General features: G+C 68.3%; 15 protein-coding genes and 1 pseudogene. 4 read left to right on the top strand and 12 right to left on the bottom strand.

All coding sequences use genetic code 11. From position 1 onward, the window contains the following. Window positions 1-116 precede the first annotated feature (116 nt). Together AB0J95_RS39300 and AB0J95_RS39295 are read right to left on the bottom strand one after the other, a co-directional pair. Window positions 117-887 carry an SDR family oxidoreductase gene (locus AB0J95_RS39300; RefSeq protein WP_364769874.1) on the bottom strand — a complete coding sequence of 257 codons (771 nt, stop codon included), beginning with the start codon at window positions 885-887 and terminating at the stop codon, window positions 117-119. Further along, entirely contained in the window at window positions 884-1630 is a 747-nt protein-coding gene (locus AB0J95_RS39295; RefSeq protein ID WP_364769872.1) for an SDR family oxidoreductase, read from the bottom strand. Before AB0J95_RS39295 ends, AB0J95_RS39300 begins: the two co-directional genes overlap by 4 nt. Window positions 1631-1689: 59 nt before the next feature. Here AB0J95_RS39295 and AB0J95_RS39290 point away from each other — a divergent pair, with 59 nt between their 5' ends. Both AB0J95_RS39290 and AB0J95_RS39285 read left to right on the top strand, forming a co-directional pair. After that, on the top strand, window positions 1690-2295 hold the full coding sequence (locus AB0J95_RS39290) for a TetR/AcrR family transcriptional regulator (protein ID WP_364769870.1): 606 nt from the start codon (window positions 1690-1692) through the stop codon (window positions 2293-2295). 136 nt (window positions 2296-2431) lie between these two features. Next, a complete protein-coding gene (locus tag AB0J95_RS39285) occupies window positions 2432-2902 on the top strand; it encodes a DUF1203 domain-containing protein (protein WP_364769868.1) in 471 nt (156 codons plus the stop codon). Between the two features lie 987 nt (window positions 2903-3889). On the opposite strand, the gene ligA is transcribed toward AB0J95_RS39285, so the two are convergent. The 9 genes from ligA to AB0J95_RS39240 all read right to left on the bottom strand — a co-directional run bounded on the left by ligA (window position 3890) and on the right by AB0J95_RS39240 (window position 14926). Next, window positions 3890-6022: an NAD-dependent DNA ligase LigA gene (gene ligA, locus AB0J95_RS39280; RefSeq protein WP_364769866.1), complete on the bottom strand. Its 2133-nt coding sequence runs from the start codon at window positions 6020-6022 to the stop codon at window positions 3890-3892. 10 nt (window positions 6023-6032) lie between these two features. After that, window positions 6033-6659 (bottom strand): hypothetical protein, encoded by a 627-nt coding sequence (locus tag AB0J95_RS39275; protein WP_364769864.1) that lies wholly within the window; start codon window positions 6657-6659, stop codon window positions 6033-6035. A 372-nt stretch (window positions 6660-7031) separates the two neighbouring features. Next, a complete protein-coding gene (locus tag AB0J95_RS39270; protein ID WP_364769862.1) occupies window positions 7032-7925 on the bottom strand; it encodes a LysR family transcriptional regulator in 894 nt (297 codons plus the stop codon). 24 nt (window positions 7926-7949) lie between these two features. After that, window positions 7950-8252 carry a hypothetical protein gene (locus tag AB0J95_RS39265; protein WP_364769860.1) on the bottom strand — a complete coding sequence of 101 codons (303 nt, stop codon included), beginning with the start codon at window positions 8250-8252 and terminating at the stop codon, window positions 7950-7952. 61 nt (window positions 8253-8313) lie between these two features. Then, window positions 8314-10764, bottom strand: a complete 2451-nt coding sequence (locus AB0J95_RS39260; RefSeq protein ID WP_364769858.1) for a sugar-binding protein — start codon at window positions 10762-10764, stop codon at window positions 8314-8316. A 10-nt stretch (window positions 10765-10774) separates the two neighbouring features. Continuing rightward, window positions 10775-11581 carry a carbohydrate ABC transporter permease gene (locus tag AB0J95_RS39255; RefSeq protein WP_364769856.1) on the bottom strand — a complete coding sequence of 269 codons (807 nt, stop codon included), beginning with the start codon at window positions 11579-11581 and terminating at the stop codon, window positions 10775-10777. Beyond that, window positions 11578-12498, bottom strand: a complete 921-nt coding sequence (locus AB0J95_RS39250; protein WP_364769854.1) for a sugar ABC transporter permease — start codon at window positions 12496-12498, stop codon at window positions 11578-11580. The genes AB0J95_RS39255 and AB0J95_RS39250 overlap by 4 nt, the downstream gene beginning before the upstream one ends. 53 nt (window positions 12499-12551) lie before the next feature. Beyond that, on the bottom strand, window positions 12552-13883 hold the full coding sequence (locus AB0J95_RS39245; RefSeq protein ID WP_364769852.1) for an extracellular solute-binding protein: 1332 nt from the start codon (window positions 13881-13883) through the stop codon (window positions 12552-12554). Then, a complete protein-coding gene (locus tag AB0J95_RS39240; RefSeq protein ID WP_364769850.1) occupies window positions 13880-14926 on the bottom strand; it encodes a carbohydrate kinase family protein in 1047 nt (348 codons plus the stop codon). The genes AB0J95_RS39245 and AB0J95_RS39240 overlap by 4 nt, the downstream gene beginning before the upstream one ends. 92 nt (window positions 14927-15018) lie before the next feature. Here AB0J95_RS39240 and AB0J95_RS39235 point away from each other — a divergent pair, with 92 nt between their 5' ends. Continuing rightward, window positions 15019-15780: a DeoR/GlpR family DNA-binding transcription regulator gene (locus tag AB0J95_RS39235; RefSeq protein ID WP_364769848.1), complete on the top strand. Its 762-nt coding sequence runs from the start codon at window positions 15019-15021 to the stop codon at window positions 15778-15780. A gap of 49 nt (window positions 15781-15829) precedes the next feature. After that, window positions 15830-17167 carry a 6-phospho-beta-glucosidase gene (locus AB0J95_RS39230; RefSeq protein ID WP_364769847.1) on the top strand — a complete coding sequence of 446 codons (1338 nt, stop codon included), beginning with the start codon at window positions 15830-15832 and terminating at the stop codon, window positions 17165-17167. Window positions 17168-18622: 1455 nt separating this feature from the next. On the opposite strand, the pseudogene AB0J95_RS39225 reads toward AB0J95_RS39230, so the two are convergent. Then, a pseudogene (locus tag AB0J95_RS39225) lies at window positions 18623-19420 on the bottom strand (IS5 family transposase). Window positions 19421-19423: the final 3 nt, after the last annotated feature.

The raw sequence follows: 19423 nt of genomic DNA, 5'->3' as shown, positions 1-19423 counted from the left end.
TTTCTGTCAGACCCCCTGAGTAACTTACGGACCCAGGGGAGCCGCAGAGTCATGGATAATCTCGGCAGGCCCGCCACCAGCCAGAACGTCAGCGGGTGGCGGGGGCCAACTGGCGGTCAGCCGAGGTTTTCGACCTTCTGCTGGAGCTTGTTCATGCCCGCGATCCAGCGGTCGTTCTCGGTCGCGCGGTGGGCGTAGTACTGCGCGACTTCGGGATGGGGCAGGATCAGGAACTGGTCGCCGCGGAACGCCTCGACCACGATGTCGGCGACCTGCTGAGGTTCGATCAGGCTGGGGCCCATCAACAACTGCCCGCCCGCGCCGGTCTGCTCGTACATCCGGGTCCGGACTCCCTGCGGGCACAACGCCTGCACGGTGAGGCCGCGGTGTTTGTACGTCGCCAGCAACCATTCGGCGAACGCCAGCGCGCCGTGTTTGGTCACGGAGTAAGGCGCGGATCCCAACGTGGTCAACAGACCCGCGGCGGACACAGTCGCCAGGAAGTGCCCGCGTCCCCGCTCCAGCCACGCAGGCAGCAGTTCACGCGCGGCCCGGACGTGCGACATCACGTTGACGTTCCAGGCGCTCTCCCAGAGTTCCTCCGGGGCGGTCTCCGACCCCATCGGCGCGATGCCGGCGTTGGCGCAGAACACGTCGATCTCGCCCAGTTCGGCCCGGGCCGCGGCGATGAGTTCCGGCACGTCAGCCGCGGCGTCACCGACGAACGCCGAGGCGCCGAGCGACGCGGCGACGTCGTTGACTGAACTGTCCAAGTCGGACAAGAAAAGTCGCGCACCCTCGGCGGCGAACCGGGTGGCCAGGGCGGCGCCGATGCCTTGCGCCGCACCGGTGATCACGACACCGGCGTCCTTGAGGTCGACGCTCACACGCCACCGCCCAGCGTGAGACCACCGTCGAGCACGAGCGTCTGCCCGGTCACCCAGCCGGCGTCGTCGGACAGCAGGAACGCCACCGCACCGGCGACATCCTCGGGAAGACCCAGCCGCTTCAACGGGTACACCGAGGAAACCTGCTCCTCACGCCCCTCGTACAGGGCGGTCGCGAACTTCGTCTTCACCACGGCGGGCGCGACCGCGTTGACCCGGATGTTCGGCGCGAGGTCGACCGCCAGCTCCATGGTGAGCCGGATCAGCGCGGCCTTGCTGACGCCGTAGAGCCCGATGCCGGGGGACGCACGCAGCCCGGCGATGGACGCGACGTTCACGATCGACCCGCCGTGCTCGCCCATCCAGGCGTCCCGCACCTTGCGGGTCCACGCGATCGGCGCCAGTACGTTCACCGCGAGGATCTTCGCCGCGGCGGCCGGGTCGATGTCGACGGTCGGCCCGTACACGGGGTTGATGCCGGTGTTGTTCACCAGCATGTCGACCCGGCCGAACGCCTCCATCGTGCGGGCGACGGCCTCGTCCTGGTGGTCACCGTTGTCGGACTTGCCCGGTACGAAGATCGCGTGGTCCGAGCCGCCGAGCTCGCGCACGGCCTCCTCGAGCGCCTCCGGATTGCGCGCGGTGATGCACACCCTGGCGCCCCGCTCGGTCAGTGCCTTGGCGATACCGAGCCCGATGCCGCGGCTCGCGCCGGTGACGATCGCCACGCGGTCCTTGAACATGTGCAGTCCTTTCCTAAGCGCCCGCTTAGCATGAGGGGCCGAGCCGGTAGTGTCTATTCATGACGATGTCACTGTGGCCGGACGTGAAACCAGAAGCCGCCCGCCGGCTGATGCACGCCGCCGTGCAGTCGTTCGCCGCGGTGGGCTTCCACGCGACCACGACCAGGGACATCGCCACCGCCGCCGGGATGAGCCCGGCCGCCCTGTACGTGCATTTCCCGTCCAAGACCGCGCTGCTGTTCGAGATCAGCCGCAGCGGCCATGAGCAGACCCTCGCCCTGGTCCAGGACCTGGCCACCGGGGACGGGACGCCGACGGACAAGATGCGCGCACTGGTGGAGAGCTTCGTCGCCTGGCACGCCCGCGAGCACACCGTGGCCCGGGTGGTGCAGTACGAACTGGACGCTCTGCCGGAAAGCGAGTACCTGGTGGTCACCGGCTTGCGCAGGCGGATCGAGCAGGCCGTCCGCACCCTCATCGCCGAAGGCGTGCGTACTGGCGAGTTCCAGGTGCCCGACGAGAAGACCGCGGCCCGGGCGGTGCTGTCGCTGGGTATCGACGTGGCCAGGTGGTACACCGAGCGCGCCCGCAAAACACCCCGCGCCCTCGGCCGCGAGTACGCCACACTTGTGCTGCGCATGCTCGGCAACTCCACCATCGACTGAGCCGATCCTGTTACGTCAGAGACATACCTACCAGTCGGTACCCGCCGAGCATACTAAGCGGTCGCTCACCTCACAGAAAATCGCGACGTCCGGAATCCGCCAGCTTCGCCGTGGCCACCCGGCCAAAATTGCCCTTATGCAGCTCCGATACACGGCCATCCCCGCCGACCGCCTCGCCGCGATGCGCGCCGCGGGCATGGACGAACACGGCAACAAGTGGCAACTCCGGTCCGCCGAGGGGTGGGAGCCGCTCAGGTGCTGCCTGGAGCGGGCGGAGCAGGACGAGGACATCGCCCTGATCTGCTACACCCCGTGGACCGAGCCGAGCCCCTGGCTGGAGGCCGGGCCGATCTTCGTCCACCACAACGAGTGCGCGGGCTACCAGACCCCAGACCAGTACCCACCCTTGTTCGCGCACAACAAGGCGATCCTCAACCCCTTCGACCACACCGGCGCCCGCGCCTACGACCACATCACCTTCCTGGCGCCCGCCGACGACCACGAAGAAGCCGCGCACAAGATCCTCAACGAACCAGAAGTAGCCCACATCCACGCCCGAAGCCAAGAAGCAGGCTGCTTCCACTTCCTCATCACCAAACACGCCTGACCCGCACCGTCGCCGCGCCGCCGGCCCGCACCAACCGTTGTGCGGGCTGCGGTGCACCGCTGATCTCCGGCAAAGCCCTCACCCGCCCGCCGCATCCACACCCCTCGCCAAACACGGCCATCTCCCGTGCGACGTCCCAACGTCACCGCTCCATGCCGCGCGGCCATCTCCGTGCAGCGCCCCGACGTACCTCACAACCAGCTCCATGCGGCATCCCCGACGTCACCACCTCCGCCGCCCCACGGGCATCCCAGCCCTCGTGCCCTGGCATCCCACTCGTGCGCCCACCCAATCCGCACAGCACCCGAACCGGCGCACCCACCAGTCCGCACCGGCACCCCGATCCCCCACGGCAGCTACGCAAGCATGCACACCAATCCCCGGAGCTACGCCAATGTGGGCACCATGGCAGCTACACGAGCCAGTACACCCCACTCCCGTGACATCAGCGCCACTCGCGCGCACCCTAGCCGCACGGTATATCCGGCATCGTGGCAACCAACACAGCAGCGTCCGCACCGCGCGCAACCTCGCGCCCCCGAGCAACTCCGGGCGGGGTGCCCAATGCCTTTGACATCTGCGGCAGTGAACCCATAGTGCCGTAGGCATTTTCCGGACCAGAGCGTCGCCCGGTACCCGCGAGCATCTGGCAGCCCGCCCCGTGCAGATGGGCGCGTGTGCGGCTGCGCGTTCATACCGCGATCATTGTGCCGGGCGTGCAGACTGGCGGCCCCATTCCGAGACGTGCGGACATCCGGCTCATCCTGGACGTACCGACAGTCGGCCCATCCTGAGGCGTGCGGACATCCGGCCATCCTCAGGCATGCACACAGTCACCTCATCTCGAGACGCGCGAACAACACCGCGGTACATGACGCCGTGTGGGCGCCAGGGTTGCGCCGGCGAAGGTGTTCCAGAAGCACGCTGTGTGGGCCGCCGAGCCTGCTCTCCGAAGGCGTCTTCTCGTGTGTCTCGTCCGGGTGGGCGCTACTCCTCCTCTGGTTCTTCGTCGGTGCCGATGGTGGCGAGTTCGGTGGCGGCGTCGGGGCCTTGGGCGAGCAGCACCCGGAAGCCGTCCTCGTCGAGGATGGGGACCTTCAGTTGCAATGCCTTGTCGTACTTGGATCCCGGGGCGTCACCAACTACGACGAAGGAGGTCTTCTTCGACACGGAACCGACGGCCTTGCCGCCCCGCGCGATGATCGCCTCCTTGGCCTCGTCGCGGGACAGGGTCGGGAGGGTGCCGGTGACCACAATGGACAGGCCCTGGAGGTTTCGGGGGATGGACTCGTCGCGCTCGTCCTCCATCCGCACACCGGCCGCCCGCCAGCGTTCGACCAGCTCACGGTGCCAGTCGACAGTCCACCACTCGCGGAGGGCGGCGACGATCGTGGGGCCGACACCTTCGGCCGCGGCGAGCTCCTCCTCGGTGGCCTCGAAGATCCGTTCCAGGGTGCCGAACTCCATGGCCAGTGCACGGGCGGCGGTGGGGCCGACGTGCCGGATGGACAGCGAGACCAGAACCCTCCACAGTGGACGCTGCTTGGCGGCTTCGAGGTTCGCCAGGAGCTTCTGGCCGTTGGCGGAGAGTTCACCGGCGATGGTGCGGAACAGCTCCACCCGCAGCAGTTTCTCGGCGTCGAGGTCGAACAGGTCGGCCTCGTAGTCGTACACATCGGAGTTGACCAGGGCGGTCGCGCTCTCGTAGCCGAGCACCTCGATGTCCAGCGCGCTGCGGCCGCCGATGTAGTCGAGACGTTCGCGCAGCTGACCGGGGCAGTGCCGGGAGTTGGGGCAGCGGATGTCGACGTCGGCTTCCTTCTCCGGACGCAGCAGCGTGCCGCATTCCGGGCAGGCCACCGGCATCACGAACTCGCGCTCGTCGCCGGTCCGCGCATCGGTCACCGGACCGAGCACCTCGGGAATCACGTCACCGGCCTTGCGCAGCACGATCCGATCACCGATCAACACGCCCTTGCGCTTCACCTCGCTGGCGTTGTGCAGCGTCGCCCGCGTGACGGTGGAGCCCGCGACGGTGACCGGTTCGGTGACGGCGTACGGGGTGACCCGGCCGGTGCGGCCGACGTTGACCCGGATGTCCAGCAGGGTGGTGGTGACCTCCTCGGGCGGGTACTTGAACGCGATCGCCCACCGCGGCGCCCGGGACGTGGTGCCGAGCCGGCGCTGCAACGCGACCTCGTCCACCTTGATCACGACGCCGTCGATCTCGTGCTCGGCGTCGTGCCGGTGCACCCTCCAGTACTCGATGAACGCGAGCACTTCCTCGTGTGTGGACAGCACCTTGGTGTGTGTCGACACCGGCAGGCCCCACGCCGTGAGCCGGTCGTACGACTCGGACTGCCGGTCCGGCTCGAACCCCTCGCGCTTGCCCAGGCCGTGGCAGATCAGCCGGAGCTTGCGGCTCGCGGTGATGCTGGGGTCCTTCTGCCGCAACGAACCCGCGGCCGTGTTGCGTGGGTTGGCGTAGATCTGCTTGCCGGCCTCGGCCTGTTTGGCGTTCAGCTCCAGGAAGTCCTCGACCCGGAAGAACACCTCACCGCGGACCTCGACCAGCTTGGGCACCGAGAACTCGTCCGTACCGGTCAGCACCTCGGGGACGTCCTTGAGGGTCCGGACGTTCAGCGTGACGTCCTCGCCCGTGCGGCCGTCGCCGCGAGTGAGGCCCCGGGTCAGCCTGCCGTTCTCGTAGAGCAGGTTGATCGCCAGGCCGTCGATCTTCAGCTCGCACAGGTAGTGCGCGGCGTCGCCGACCTCCTTGGCGACCCGGTCGAACCACCCGTTCAGCTCGTCCGCGCTGAACGCGTTGTCGAGGCTGAGCATCCGCTCGAGATGGTCCACAGCGGTGAACTCGGTGGAGAAGGTGCCGCCGACCCGCTGGGTCGGCGAGTCCGGGGTCACCAGCTCCGGGTACTGCTCCTCCATCGCCTCCAGCTGGCCGAGCAGCTCGTCGAACTCGCCGTCCGTGATCGTGGGCGAGTCCAGCACGTAGTAACGGAACTGGTGGCCGCGAAGCTCCTCGGCCAGCTCGGCGTGCTTGGTGCGCACCTCGGCGGGCACGTCGGCCACGGTCTCGTCACTGGATTCGTTAGTGCTGGTCACGCCGTGGAGACTAGTCCAGGCCACCGACAATTTCGCGAAGGTCCAGCAGCCCGATCGCGCCCTCGGGTTCGGTCTCGGCGGTCTCCACCCGGCGCAGCCGCTCCCCGGCGACCCGTTCACCCAGCGTGACATCCAGCGGGAGGTAGGTCAGTGTCTCCCGGACCGCGGGGTCCAGTTCGGCGAACTTCGGGTGATAGACGGCGACATCGACGACCGATTGGTCCACGTGGACGGCGACCCGGACGTCGGCCAACGGGAACCGGTGCTCGCCGAGGTTGACCGTCACCTGTGTCGGATCCGGCACCGGCGGCACCGAATCGTGGTACTCCCAGATGGCGTCTTCCGGTGGTGCAGCGGCTTTCCACGCGTCGGTGAACGGCCGCAGCCGGGGATCCTCCTGACCGGACAGGACCAGGGCGTAGATGGCCCGTTGCCCGCGTTCCACCGAGAAGTGCAGGTCAGGATGCAGGCGGGCGACCAGCTCGCAGAGGTCGTTCTCCACGCGGTGCAGCTCACTGTCTCCCAGTGCCGCGCTCACCATGGGCAGCAGGTCGATCCACCCCTGCCAGAACTCGGCCGCCGGCTCAGCCGGGTCACGCTCGGCAACCGGCTCGGTTCGACGCCTGAACCACCTCATTCTCGACAACCTAGTAGCTCGGCCTGGACGGCTGCCGGTCTTGTCGCGGATCCCTGGCTTTCCGCAGAAGGTCCATCGGGAAGGCGAGCCGTCGAGAACGCCGGAGGTCCTGATCCGTTTGGCGAACCGCGGTCCGGCAGACGCCGGTGGTCAAGCGCAATTGCTCGAGGCAGTGGCGGCGATCGCCCTGGGCTGGACACGATCCTGGGCGAACTGGCCCCCTTCGCGTACAAAACGGACTCGTCGACGCCTTGATGGCCTCCCAGCGCTCTGCCAGCGCTCTGCGGCACTCGCCCGGCACCCATGCTCACTACCACCTGTACCAAGCCCGCGGCTGCGAGGACAACGCGTCCTGCGAGCGCGCCGGGAAGATCAACTTGCCCGCAGCGCGACAGCCAGCAGCTCGGCCGCGGACCCGATCAGGCGCCGCCCAGCAGGCCACACCGCGCGGAGCTGGCGACGGAGGTCCAGGCCGTCCACCGTGACCTCCACCAGCCGGCCCTCGACCAGGTAGGAGTCCACAGCGAGAACGCTGAGCACCGCCGGGCCCGCGCCTTCGACGACCGCGCTGCGGACGGCTGTCGTCGATCCCAGCTCCGCGATCGGCTGAACCTCACCGACTTTCGCCTGCCGCAACGCGCGCTCCAGCGTCTCCCGGGTCCCGGAGCCGTGCTCGCGCACGACGAGTGGGGTCTCCGCGAGGTCGGCGGCGGTCAGCGCGCGCCGCCGCCGGGTCCACGGGTGGCTCGGCGGCACAACGACCGCGAGCCGGTCCGTCGAGACCCGGCGCGCGTTGAGGTCCTTGGGGACGGTCGGCGACTCGACGAACCCCAGATCGACCTCCCCGCTCTTGACCAGGTCGCAGACGATGCTGGAGTTCGTCACCATCAGGCCGACGTACAGCTCCGGCCGCGCCCGGCGGAGCTCGCCGATCCAGCCGGGCGCCAGGTGCTCGGCGACCGTCAGGCTCGCCGCGACCCGGAGTTCCGCCTCCCGCCGGGACCGCAACGCCTCGGCCCCGGTGACCAGGACGTTGAGCTCGTCGAGCACCCGCCGCGCCCAGTCGGTGACCACCCGGCCGTCCGGGGTGAGCGCCGAGCCGCGCCGGGTGCGGTCGACCAGGGCCAGGCCGAACCGGCGCTCCAACGTGGCCAGCCGCTTGCTCGCGGACGGTTGCGCGATGCCCAGTTTGGCCGCCGCCCTGCCAATGCTGCCCAGCTCACCGACCAGCACCAGCAGACGCAACGACTCCAGGTCCGGGGTCATAGCCCAAGGGTATGACCCCAGGCCTCAGGCGCGCTCGTCGAGGTACTCGTGTGGACTCAGCACCGGCGGGCCGAGGACATCGTGGAGGTACTGATGGGCCCAGCCACGCGGTGGCCGCCTCCCGGTTGTCCACCGGCGCACGGTTCTGCGCCGCAGGCACCGCGGTTCCTCGATGAGCACCCGGTAGAACGGACAGTCGCATTCGCACTGGCAGAGTTCCCGCTGAAGCCGGCAGTGCCGGGTTTCCCAGGTGTCGACGCCGAGTTCGTGCTCCCCCGACACGCACTTACCGCAGTAATGCTTGCGCAGGCCGGGTAAGGCGGTCATCGAGCACCCAATCCACGTCGGGAAAGCGGACTCCTACGGTCGCGTAGGAGAGCCCGGAAAACTACCGCCCTTCGCGTGATTCGGCCGCTGCTGTTTGGTCACGGAAATTGATGAACCCGACCAGGACATGCCCGTCCGGAACCCGTGTCGCACCGGGTAAGACGTCCAGGACCTGGCGTTTTCCGGCCGAGAACACGTATGCCGTGCCCCTTTCACTCGTTAGCAGCAATCCATGGCCAACAGCGATGGGCCGGGCCGCGGCGGCGGCACCGGGCGCCAGTCCCAGCCGCACGGACTGCTCGATGGACTGCGGCGAGTCGACGGATGCCAACGCCACCAACGGCAACACCGGCGCCGGCGGGCCGGCCGGCCGGTCCGGTGGCGGGACGTAACCGTCCAGCCTCGCCCGGCCCCAGCGGTACGGATCCCCTTGCACGCCACCCCATGTGGACCAACCGATCCTGGTCTGCCCGGTGCGGTCCTGGGTGTCCGAGTCGTACACGAGCACGTTCAGGCCGACGTTCGCGGGATCCACGGCCCCGGGCAGTTGTGCCATCGGGATGGCGACCTCGACCACATAGCCCGATCCGGTGATCCTCGACGCGACCCGCACGCCGGGCGCGTCGCCCTGATGGTTGTCGGCGTCCCGCAGCACGCACGGCGGACCTTCCGCGGTGACCGGCAGGACAGCCAGTTTGTACGTCGTGGACGTGTTCTCCGACCGGCCGCGCGGATCGACAGTGATCTCCACCGAATCGGTCCGCCAGTGTCGTTTGCAGTCCGCTTTCGCCAGCCGGGTACCAAGAACGTCGTCCGTCACGGTCACCAGCGCGTACAGGGTGTCGTCCCGCCAGGCGAGCTTCGCGGTCGCCGAGCAGTCCGCCGGGGACGAACACTCCGTGCCCTCCCACCGCGGCGAGACATTCAGCTCCGCACCGGGATACTCGCCCGGACCGTCGCTCGCGTCCACGGCAGGCATCACTGTCGACTGCGGAATCGTCACAGCGGGAACCAGCTCCAGGGCGGCGAACGTCGTGCTGCCGAGAACCGTGATGCCGTATCGGTAGTCGCCTCCTTGTTGTCCCGTGGGTAATGCGGGATCCGTGTTCCGCACGGAGAACCGCACAACCGCGCTCGCTCCCGGGGCCAGCACTGGGAATGGCTGCACGGCTCCCGTCGCGAACCCAGTCGGCATGGTCAACGCGACGGTGCCGCCCTTCGACGTGATTCCGTTGTTCCGGACGGTGATGTCGATATCTCTACTTCCACCGGACGGCAACGTCAGCACCGGAGCCACGGATCCGGCCAGCTCGGCATGGCCGATCCCGGTAGCCCAATCCCGGTACTGCGCAACCTGAGGCAGCGGCTGCTGTTCCCCGGACACGACGGGCACGACTTCGACGAGCGCCTCGGTCGCCGGACGCCCGTTGACCGCCACACCCAGTCGCACCTTGCCAGGCACCGTAGTCGCCGGGACCATGACGGTATCGCCGGTAACTGTCCAGCCCGGCGGAGCACTCACTGTGATCCGCCCGTGCACTGTGGACTCCGTTCTGACCCGGACGGATTCCCCTGCGGTGACCGCGTATTTCGACGGCACGGCGGAAATCCTTGTCCCTGACGGAAACTCTCCGGGAACGACCGCGCCTTCGAGCATGCCTTGGGCGCCACGATGGTCGACGCGATACGGCACCCGGCTGGCCAGCTGCGTGAAGTACTCACACCCGAGCTTCGCCGGATCCGTTGGAACATCAGGGAAACCGGCCCAGCCCTGGCTGGCGTACTCGCGCTGGGCGGCCCGTTCCACCTGCGCCCACGTCTGCCCGCCGTACGCCGGCGCACCCGACCACACACCCCAGACCCGGTCGGTCGGCTCGGTGGGCGTGAACGCCTCGACACATCCCGGCCCGGTCTGTGAGGACCCCTTCAGCCCGCCGGTGAACAGCCTGGACACCGCCCAGGGCCGGAGCCGCTGCTCCGGGAAGGCATGTGGGTCCGCGGCCAGCTGGTACGCCTCGATCGCGAGCCGGGCAGCGAACTGGTGGTTGCCGTGGTTGCCCGGCGACGGCGCGGGATCCATCGTGATCACGACATCGGGTCTGGTCTGCCGGATTACCCGGACCAGCTTGCCGAGCGTGCTTTCATGCCCCCACGCCTGCTCGGTCAGCGGGGCGCTGACGGTGTAGTAGAAGTCGGCCTTGTCGAGGTTGAACACGTCGGTGATGCCGGCCTTGCCGACCGCCCGGCGTTCCTCGGCCTCGCGGACCCGGCCCAGGTCCGGTCCTTCCTCCGTTCCGACGGCATTGCCGCCGCCTTCGCCACGGGTCACCGTGACCACTCCGGTGCGCACCCGGAACTGTCCCAGCGTCGCCAAGGCGAACGCCTCGTCGTCCGGGTGCGCGCCGACGAACAGCACATCCAGCTCGGCCCTGGACCGGCCTTGTTGGTCCGCCTGTGCGGGGAGCGCGGTACCAACGAGCAACACCAGGGACACCAAAGTCACCCAGCGCACGGATACCCTCCTAGCCTTTGACTGAGCCATCCACCATGCCGCGGATGAAATGTCTTTGCAGGAACAGGTAGAGCACCACCACCGGTAAGGCGACCAGCACCGACGCGGCCGCCAGCAGCGGCACGCTCGTGGTCTCCTTGCCGGAGAAGAACTGCAGGCCGAGCGGCGCCGTCCGCAACGGCTCGCTGACGATCATCACCCGGGCCAGCAGGAACTCGTTCCAGGTCCACATGAACACCAGCACCACCAACGTGACCAGCGCCGGGCGCCCCATCGGCACCAGCACCCGCCACAGCGTCCGCCAGTGCCCGGCGCCGTCCAGCCGCGCGGCCTCCACGATGCCGCGCTCGGTGGACCGGAAGTACGTCCGCATCCAGAAGGCGCCGAACGCCACCGACTGTGCGACCTGCGGGAAGATCAGCGACGCGTAGGTGTCGGTCAGCCCGAGATCCCGCAGGTCGAAGTACAGCGGAACCACGACCGCCTCGCCCGGCACCGTCAAACCCAGCAGCATCAGGTAGAACAGCGCTTCCCGGCCGCGGAACCGCATGGTGCCGAAGGCATACGCGGCCAGCACGGACAGCAGCACCGTCAGCGCCACGACGCTGACACTGACGATCACGCTGGACAACAGGTAGCTGCCGAACCTCGCCTCGGCCCACGCCTTGCCGAAGTTCTCCCAGTGGACGCCGCCGCGACCGGCCACCTCGGACCGCAGCGCGGTGCCGAGGATCGCCACCAGCGGGTACAGCGCGAACACGGTGAACACACCGAGCACGAGGTACGTGCCCGCTCGCTCCGCCTTGCTGACGATCATGTCCGCTCCCGGCCGGCGATCCACGTGATCAGGTAGGTGACCGCGAATGCCAGCAGCGTGATGGCAACGCCGATGGCGGCCGCGGAACCGACCTGTCCACTGTGGAATGCTCGTTGATAGATCTCGTATGCGGGCACGGTGGTCGAACCGCCCGGCCCGCCAAGCGGCGTCATCATGTACACCAGGTCGAACGTGCGCAGCGCGGCGATCACCGTCAAGGTCAGCGCCACCCCGATCTCCCCTCGCAAGGCCGGCAGGATCACCGCCCGGAACTCCCCTGCGGGCCCGGCGCCGTCCAGCCGGGCCGCATCGAACAACTCGGCCGGGATCTTGCCGATCCCGCCGAGGAACAACACCATCGCGAGCCCAGTCTGCACCCAGGTACCGACAATTCCGACCGCGAGCAGAGCCGTGCCGGAGTCGCCGAGCCACGCGCGACCGGGCGTGCCGAGCACCTGGTTCAGCACACCGTCCGGTGCGAAGATCCGCTGCCACGCCACCGCGACGACGACCATCGCGACCACCTGCGGCAGGAACAGGGCCGTCCGGAAGAACGGCAGGCCCCGCACCTTGACCCGGTACATCGCGGTGGCCAGCACGAGCCCGATCACCACCGGCAGCACCGCGAAGAACAGGATCAGCACACCCACGTGCCCGAAAGCCGCAGCAGCGCCCTCCTCCGCGAACAGCCGCCGGTAGTTGTCCAGCCCGGTGAACGTCCCGACGGACAGCCCATCCCAGTCGAACAGCGAAAGCCATCCGCTGTGCAGCAAGGGAAAGAGCAGGAACAGCACGTACACGGCCAACGCCGGCAGGACGTACAGATAGCCCACTCGCCTCGGCTCGCCGACCCCGCCCGACCGTTGCGGCGAAACACGGTCGGCCGAGGCCCGGCCCGCACTCAGCTCAGCGACCATCGCGCTCACCGGCTGGCACTGCTGTCCGGCTCGGGTTCAGGAGGGCTTCGGGGTCACCGGCCGCCACGGCTCGAGTCCAGGTCCGCCTGCAGTTTGCCGAGGAAGCCCTCCACGTCTAACTGCTTGGACAGTAACTGTTCCACGGAACCTGTGACGACTTCGTACGCGTTCGGGGTGGCGTAGTCGAGGTAGGGCACGAGCCCTGGTGAGTTGGCGGCCTTGTTCCAGGCGTCGAGCACATCCCGCTCCACACCCGAGGCCGCCTGCTTGTCCGCGTCGAGAACGGGCAGGTTGCCCGCGGTGGCAACGGTCTTCATGGCGTCCGGGGACGTGATGAAGTCGATGTACGCGGCGGCCGCGTCCGGATTCTTGGACTTCGAGCTGATCGCCCACGGCAGGCCGGTGCCACCGGTGACCGTCACCTTGCCGTCCTTCTCCGGCGGCAGCAGGAAACCGACGTCGTCCTTCATCGGCTCCTTGACGGTCGGCGTGATCCACGTACCGTCCACATGGAACACCCCGTCGCCGGTGCTGAACTTCGACACCGCGTCATCGCCCTTGAGACCGGCGAATCCCGGTGTCAGGTAGCCCTTGTCGGCCCACTCGACGACCTGGCGCGCGGCGGCCCGGTTGGCATCTGTCGGCCAGTTCACACCGGCCCGGCCGGTGGCCAGCTTGCTCTCCTCGTCGGCATTGCCGAACCTGTGCATGGCCAGACTGAACAGGTACGGTCCCGCGCTCTTCTCCAGGTTGCCGACCTGGATCGGCAACTGGCCCGCGGACTTGGCCTTGGCCAGCGCGGCGTCGAACTCCGCCCAGGTCTTCGGCGGCTGCAGCCCGAGCGCGGTCAGTTTCGGTTTGTTGTAGTAGATCCCGACCAGCTCACCGGTCTGCGGCAGACCGTAGAGCCTGCCCTCACCGAGCGCGTCGCCGGTGTCCGGGTAGCTGCCGAGCTTGCGGACGGACTCAGGGAACCGTTGCGTCCATTGGTAAGCCGACGCATACGCGTCCAACGGGCGTAGCAGGCCCGCCTTCACGAACGCGCCCATGTCCTGCTTGCCGTTGTTGACCTGGGCGATGTCCGGCGCGTCGTTGCCGGTCAGGCCCAGCTTGATGGTGCTGCGCAGGTCGTCGAACGAGCGCGCCACCCGGTTGATCCTGACGTTGGGGTACTTGCGCTGGAACTGGTCGTTCAGCGCGGAGATCTGCGCCTGCTGGCCGCCTCTCGTCTCCTGGTCCCAGATGGTCAGCGTGACCTGGCCCATGGCCGCCACGTCGGTCTTCACGTCCCCAGCCGGCTGTTGCGCCGGGCGGTTGTCCGAGCCGGGCGTGCAGGCGGCGAGCGCCAGCACGGCGGCGGTGCACAACCACGCACCGAGTTTCACGAGATCCCTCGCAATCCAATGGTCGCACTCGCTCGACGGACCTTGGTGTCGCCGTGGCTGGGCAACAGGTCGTTGAGAAAGGTGTAGCCACGAAGCTCGCTCTCGTCACGCCGGCCGACCAACCGCCACCATGCGGCGATGTCACCCCAGCCCGGCGCCGACTGCGAACCCCCGAAATGCTGCACGGACAAGGCCGCGCACAGGTTGGCGAAATGCACCCGGTCGGCCAGCGACCAGCCGGCCAGGGTGCCCAGCACGAACCCGGCGCCGAACACGTCGCCCGCCCCGGTCGGGTCCAGCGCGGCCACGTTCAGGCCGCGCACCTCCGCCTGCTCACCCGTGTTCGCGTCGATGGCGTACGCGCCATTACCGCCCCTGGTCACCACGACCACGGGAACGATCTCGGCCAGCTCCTTCGCGGCGGAGGGCACGTCCTCGCACCGCGTGTAGCTGATCGCTTCGACACTGTTGGGCAGGAAAACGTCATATCCCGCCAGCAGCTCCCGGAGCATCGCCGGCTGCCAGCGCTGGGTCGGATCCCACCCGACGTCGGCGAACAGTAAGGCGCCTTGCTCCTTCGCGGTCTTCACCCAGTTGTCGGCGTGCAGGTCGACATGCACGAAACAGGCCTTGGTGCGCGGTGGCGGATCCAGCAGCTCGTCGGCGCCGATGGGCGCCGGATGGCCGTGTGTCACCATGCTGCGGTCCTTGTTGATCGCCATGGACACGGTCAGCGGCGAGTGCCAGCCATAGAACCGTCTGGAGTGGCTGAGGTCGACACCCTCCTGGTTGGCCAGCACGTCCCAGCAGAAGTCGCCGTACGCGTCCTCCCCGAACGCGGCGGCGAGCCCGGTTCTCAGCTGCAGCCTGGACAGCGCCACCGCGAGGTTGGCGATCCCGCCCGGGCTCGAGCCCAGGCCGGTGGCCCAGACCTCGGTGCCCGGGTCGGGCAGCTGCGGCAGGCCGGTGAAGATGATGTCCAGGAACACCGTGCCGGACAGGAGAATGTCCAGGTCAGCGGCCTGCTCGGACTGCGTCGTCACAGCACGTCCCCCTTTCGTAACGCTGCCATCATGCACGATCGTGAAGTGTTCTGACAAGTTGCGTGAACGAAAATGAGTGATATTGTCGTCCCGTGCTTCCCCAACGGCGTCACGCCGAGATCCTCCAGTGTCTGGCCCGCGACGGGTCGGCGTCCATCGCCGCGCTGTGTGAACGACTGTCCACCAGCCCGGCGACAATCCGGCGCGACCTGATCTGGCTCGAGGGCGAGGGCGTGCTCAGGCGCGTGCACGGCGGCGCGGTGATCGAGGTGGACCAGATGGGGCACGAGCGGCCGTTCGCCCAGGTGGCGCACGAGCAGACGGACGCGAAGGACGTACTGGCCAGGGCGGCGGCGAACCTGGTCGAGGACGGTCAGACGGCCCTGCTGGACATCGGCACCACCGCCCACCGGGTGGCGGTGCACCTGCACGGGCGGCCGGTCACCGTGCTGACGAGCAATCTCGCGGTGTACGAGGAACTGGCGGACGACACCGCGGTGGAACTGATCCTGCTGGGCGGCGCTGTGCGGCGCAACTACCGCTCGATGGTGGGGTTCCTGACCGAGGACGCGTTACGCCAGGTCCGGGCCGACCACGTTTTCCTTGGCACGTCAGGAGTGCGCGGGGACGGCTCGGTCATGGACGACACGGTCGTGCAGGTTCCGTTGAAGCGGGCCATGGTCGCGGCCGGCGATCAGGTGGTGCTGCTCGCCGACCGGGACAAGTTCCCCGGTGGCGGGCTCGCGCGGGTGTGCGGCCCGGGAGAGCTGGACATCGTCGTGACGAACCAGGGCGCGGACGAGACGACGCTGGCCGCGCTGCGGGACGCGGACGTGGAAGTCCTGCTGGCTTGATGAGTGAAGGGCACGGTCATCCGTGTGATGGCCGTGAGGAGGGAACACAGTGAGACTTGTCATCCTTGGCGGGGGCGGGTTCCGGGTGCCGTTGGTGCACGCGAGCCTGCTCGCCGACCCGGACCGGCTGGTCGACGAGCTTGTCCTGCACGACGTGCACGCCGACCGGTTGCGGGCGATCGGCGCCGTGCTCGACCAGCAGGCCGAGGGGTTGGCCTGGCGGCCCAGGATCCGAGCCACCACCAGCCTGCCCGACGCGTTGGCGGGCGCGGACATGGTGTTCTCGGCGATCCGGGTCGGTGGTCTGGCCGGTCGCAGCGTGGACGAGCGTGTCGCGTTGAGGCACGGCCTGCTCGGCCAGGAAACCGTTGGGCCGGGCGGGATCTGCTACGGGCTGCGGACCATTCCGGTCGCGCTGGACATCGCCGAGCAGGTCGCCCGGTTGGCGCCGGACGCGTGGGTCATCAACTTCACCAACCCGGCCGGGATGGTGACCGAGGCGATGTCCGCCGTCCTGGGCGACCGAGTGGTGGGGATCTGCGACTCACCGGTGGGGCTGTGCCGCAGGGTCGCGTCCGCCCTCGGGGTGGGTTCGGAGTCGGCGTCGTTCGGTTATGTCGGGCTGAACCATCTGGGCTGGTTGCGGTCGGTCATGGTGGAGGGGCGGGACCGGTTGCCCGAGTTGTTCGCCGATGAGGCGGCGTTGACGTCTTTTGAAGAGGGGAAGCTGTTCGGCGCGGACTGGTTGCGGACGTTGCGGGCCGTGCCGAACGAATACCTGCACTACTACTACTTCGCGCGCGAAACCCTTGAGCAGACGCTGGCCCAGGAGTCCACGCGTGGGGAGTTCTTACGCGATCAGCAAAAGACGTTCTATGAACGCGTCGGCCAGGACCCTTCCTCGGCTTTGCGGCTGTGGCAGGAAACTCGGTCGGAGCGGGAGAACACCTACCTGCAGGAGGGCCGTGCGGTCGCCGGGATGGGCGACCGGGCGGCGTGCGATATGGACGGAGAGGGGTACGAGCAGGTCGCGTTGCGGTTGATGACGTCGATCGCCGGCAACCGGTCCGACACATTGATCCTGAACGTGCGCAACCGCGGGGTGGTCGCTGGGATGGCTGACGACTCAGTGGTGGAGGTGCCCTGCCACGTCGACGGCAACGGCCCTCGCCCCCTGGCCACCACCCCTCTCGATGCGCACAGCCTGGGCCTCATGCTTCAGGTGAAGGCGACCGAACAGGCCACCATCCGCGCCGCCACCACCTCCAGCCTCACCGACGCCCTGTTCGCCATCGCCACCCACCCCCTCACCGACTCCATCACCGCCGCCACCACAACCCTCACCGACTACCAGTCCGCCTTCCCCGACCTAGCCCACCTCACCTAACCCACCGAGGAGCCATAACGATCTTCAAAACTCAATACCGCGTGCGGCCCCACACCCCATCGCCTCTCGGCAGTCCTCAACATCCAGACTGAACGCTCGGCGACAAGTACCTGGCGCGCAACGAGATCCGCGGCACGTGGGCACCGCTGCGGCCTCGTCGAGCGGCCAACCGGCGGGGGCTTCGAAGGCTCTGAGTGGCGACGCCTAGACCGGTCAATGCGGCACACTGCCGACCCTTCGCGGCGCCGAAGACTGCCAGACCCACGAGGAGCACCGGTTTGCCGGAATGAGGGGATGCCGCCGCGGCACCGAGGCGATCACGATCGACGGGGAAGGGCTCGGGCGCTCGCGGGGCAGACTGAGTACGAAGGTCCAGAGCAACGCGCCGAGCACGGACCCAGCCAGCGGGACACCGCGGGACCCAGCGGGACACGGCAGGACCAGCGGGACACCGCGGGAAACGGCGGGCTGAAGCGATACCGCGGCTGACACCCAGTCAGTTGATACGGTCAGTTGATAGGGCCCAGTGGTTGCGGCACCTATTTCAGATCAGGCGCTACTGCGACTGTTTCGGGCGGCGGGGCGGAGATGGCGCGGCACGTTCGACAGCACCGTGGGTTGCCGCCCGACCGTTACGGCGCCGCACTGACTCTGGCGGTAGGTCGGGTTGCAGCACATAGCGGCCGCCTACACAGCGAATGGGCCGCATGGGCTCCAGCGCGCTACGCGGTGGCGACGCCCATCGTCACGGGACCGCCTCGACTCGACGGTGTGCCGAGTTGTGGCGCATGGCGGCCACCGCTGTAGCGATTCGCGCCGCATGGTGGCCAGCATGCCAACCGATGACGCCGCCCGGCTGCAACGGCAACGCGGCTCAGCACCACCGCGGGTTCAGGGTGCGCCGTCTCAGGATGCACCGCAGGCGCAGAGTGCGCCTCAGATTCGCGGTGCGCCTCAGATTCGGGGTGCGCCTCAGATTCGGGGTGCGCCTCAGATTCGGGGTGCGCCTCAGGTCCGGGTGCGCCACGGGCTCGGGGTACGCCTCAGATTCAGGGTGCGCCACGGGTTCGGGGTGCGCCTCAGGTCCGGGTGCGCCACGGGCTCGGGGTACGCCTCAGATTCAGGGTGCGCCACGGGCTCGGGGTACGCCAGAGGCTGGAGATGCGCCGCAGGTTCGGGGTGCGAGGTGGATCAGGCGGGTGGCCGGGAAGGCTGTTCCATGTGGCACAGCGAATTGGGCAGCAGGTGAGTGGTGGGGTGGAGGGGCCATTGGGGTGTTGCCGCGGCTGCAGGGTTGGGTGACGCTTGAGTGGGCGTTGTGTAGCTGAGGCTTGAGGTGGGCGTTGCATCGGTAAGGCTTGAGGGCGGGCGTTGCGTGGGTGGAGCTTGAGGGCATGTGGGTTGGAACGGGTGAGGGTAGCGGGGCGTGGGTGGTGGGGGTGCTTGGAGTGGGTCTCATGTGGCGGCCTTGCCAAGTTTCTTGTGGCAGGTGCATGTGGCTGTGAGGGTGAGGACGGCGCTGAAGTGGTTGGTGTAGCGGGTGCTGCGCCGGTGGTAGGCGGGCAGTCTGGCGGTGGATCGTTCGATCACCCGGCAATGTCTGCTGAGCTTCGTGCTCGATTCGATGCCTTTGTGGGCGATGCGCATGGCGATGCCTTGCTCGCGTACCCAGCTTCGGAGGTCGATTTGTTCGTAGGCCTTGTCGCCGGGGAGTTTGGGCGGCTTGCGGCGGCGGGGTTCGCGTCGGGACTTGATCGCGGGGATGGCCGTCACCAGTGGACTGAGGGCGGAGGAGTCGTGGGTGTTCGCGGTGGACACGGCCAGCGTCAACGGTGTCCCGGCGCGGTCGGACAGTGCGTGGGTCTTCGGGCCGGGCTGGCCGCGGTGGACTGGGTTCGGCCCGGTCATGGTCTCCTTTTTGGCCGGTTTGGCGCTCCGTCCAGCGCCGCTCGCGATCAGTCGATCAGGTCTTGGCTGTGCAGTTCGTCCGGTACCGCGCGGTGCAACCGGCGCCCAGTGCGGCTTCGGTGAACCGGCGATGCGCTGCGGGCACGGTGAGTCCGAATGACGGTGGCTGGGATCGCCAGGCACAACCGCGGGTCAACACGAACACGATCGCGGTGAACATCGCGCGGTTGTCCACCGGCGTCGTGCATCCGCCCTGCGGACGGGCTCAAACACCGGAATCAACGGGCTGCGCAACGCCCACGGCACGTCCGGCACCAACCTTCGCGACAGACCATGATCAACCACGTG

Source organism: Actinocrispum sp. NPDC049592 (genome assembly GCF_040675465.1).
In the GTDB taxonomy this organism is placed as follows: Bacteria; Actinomycetota; Actinomycetes; order Mycobacteriales; family Pseudonocardiaceae; genus Kibdelosporangium.
Note: the sequence above shows the minus strand (reverse complement) of the source record. Positions and strands in the feature narration are given on the sequence as shown.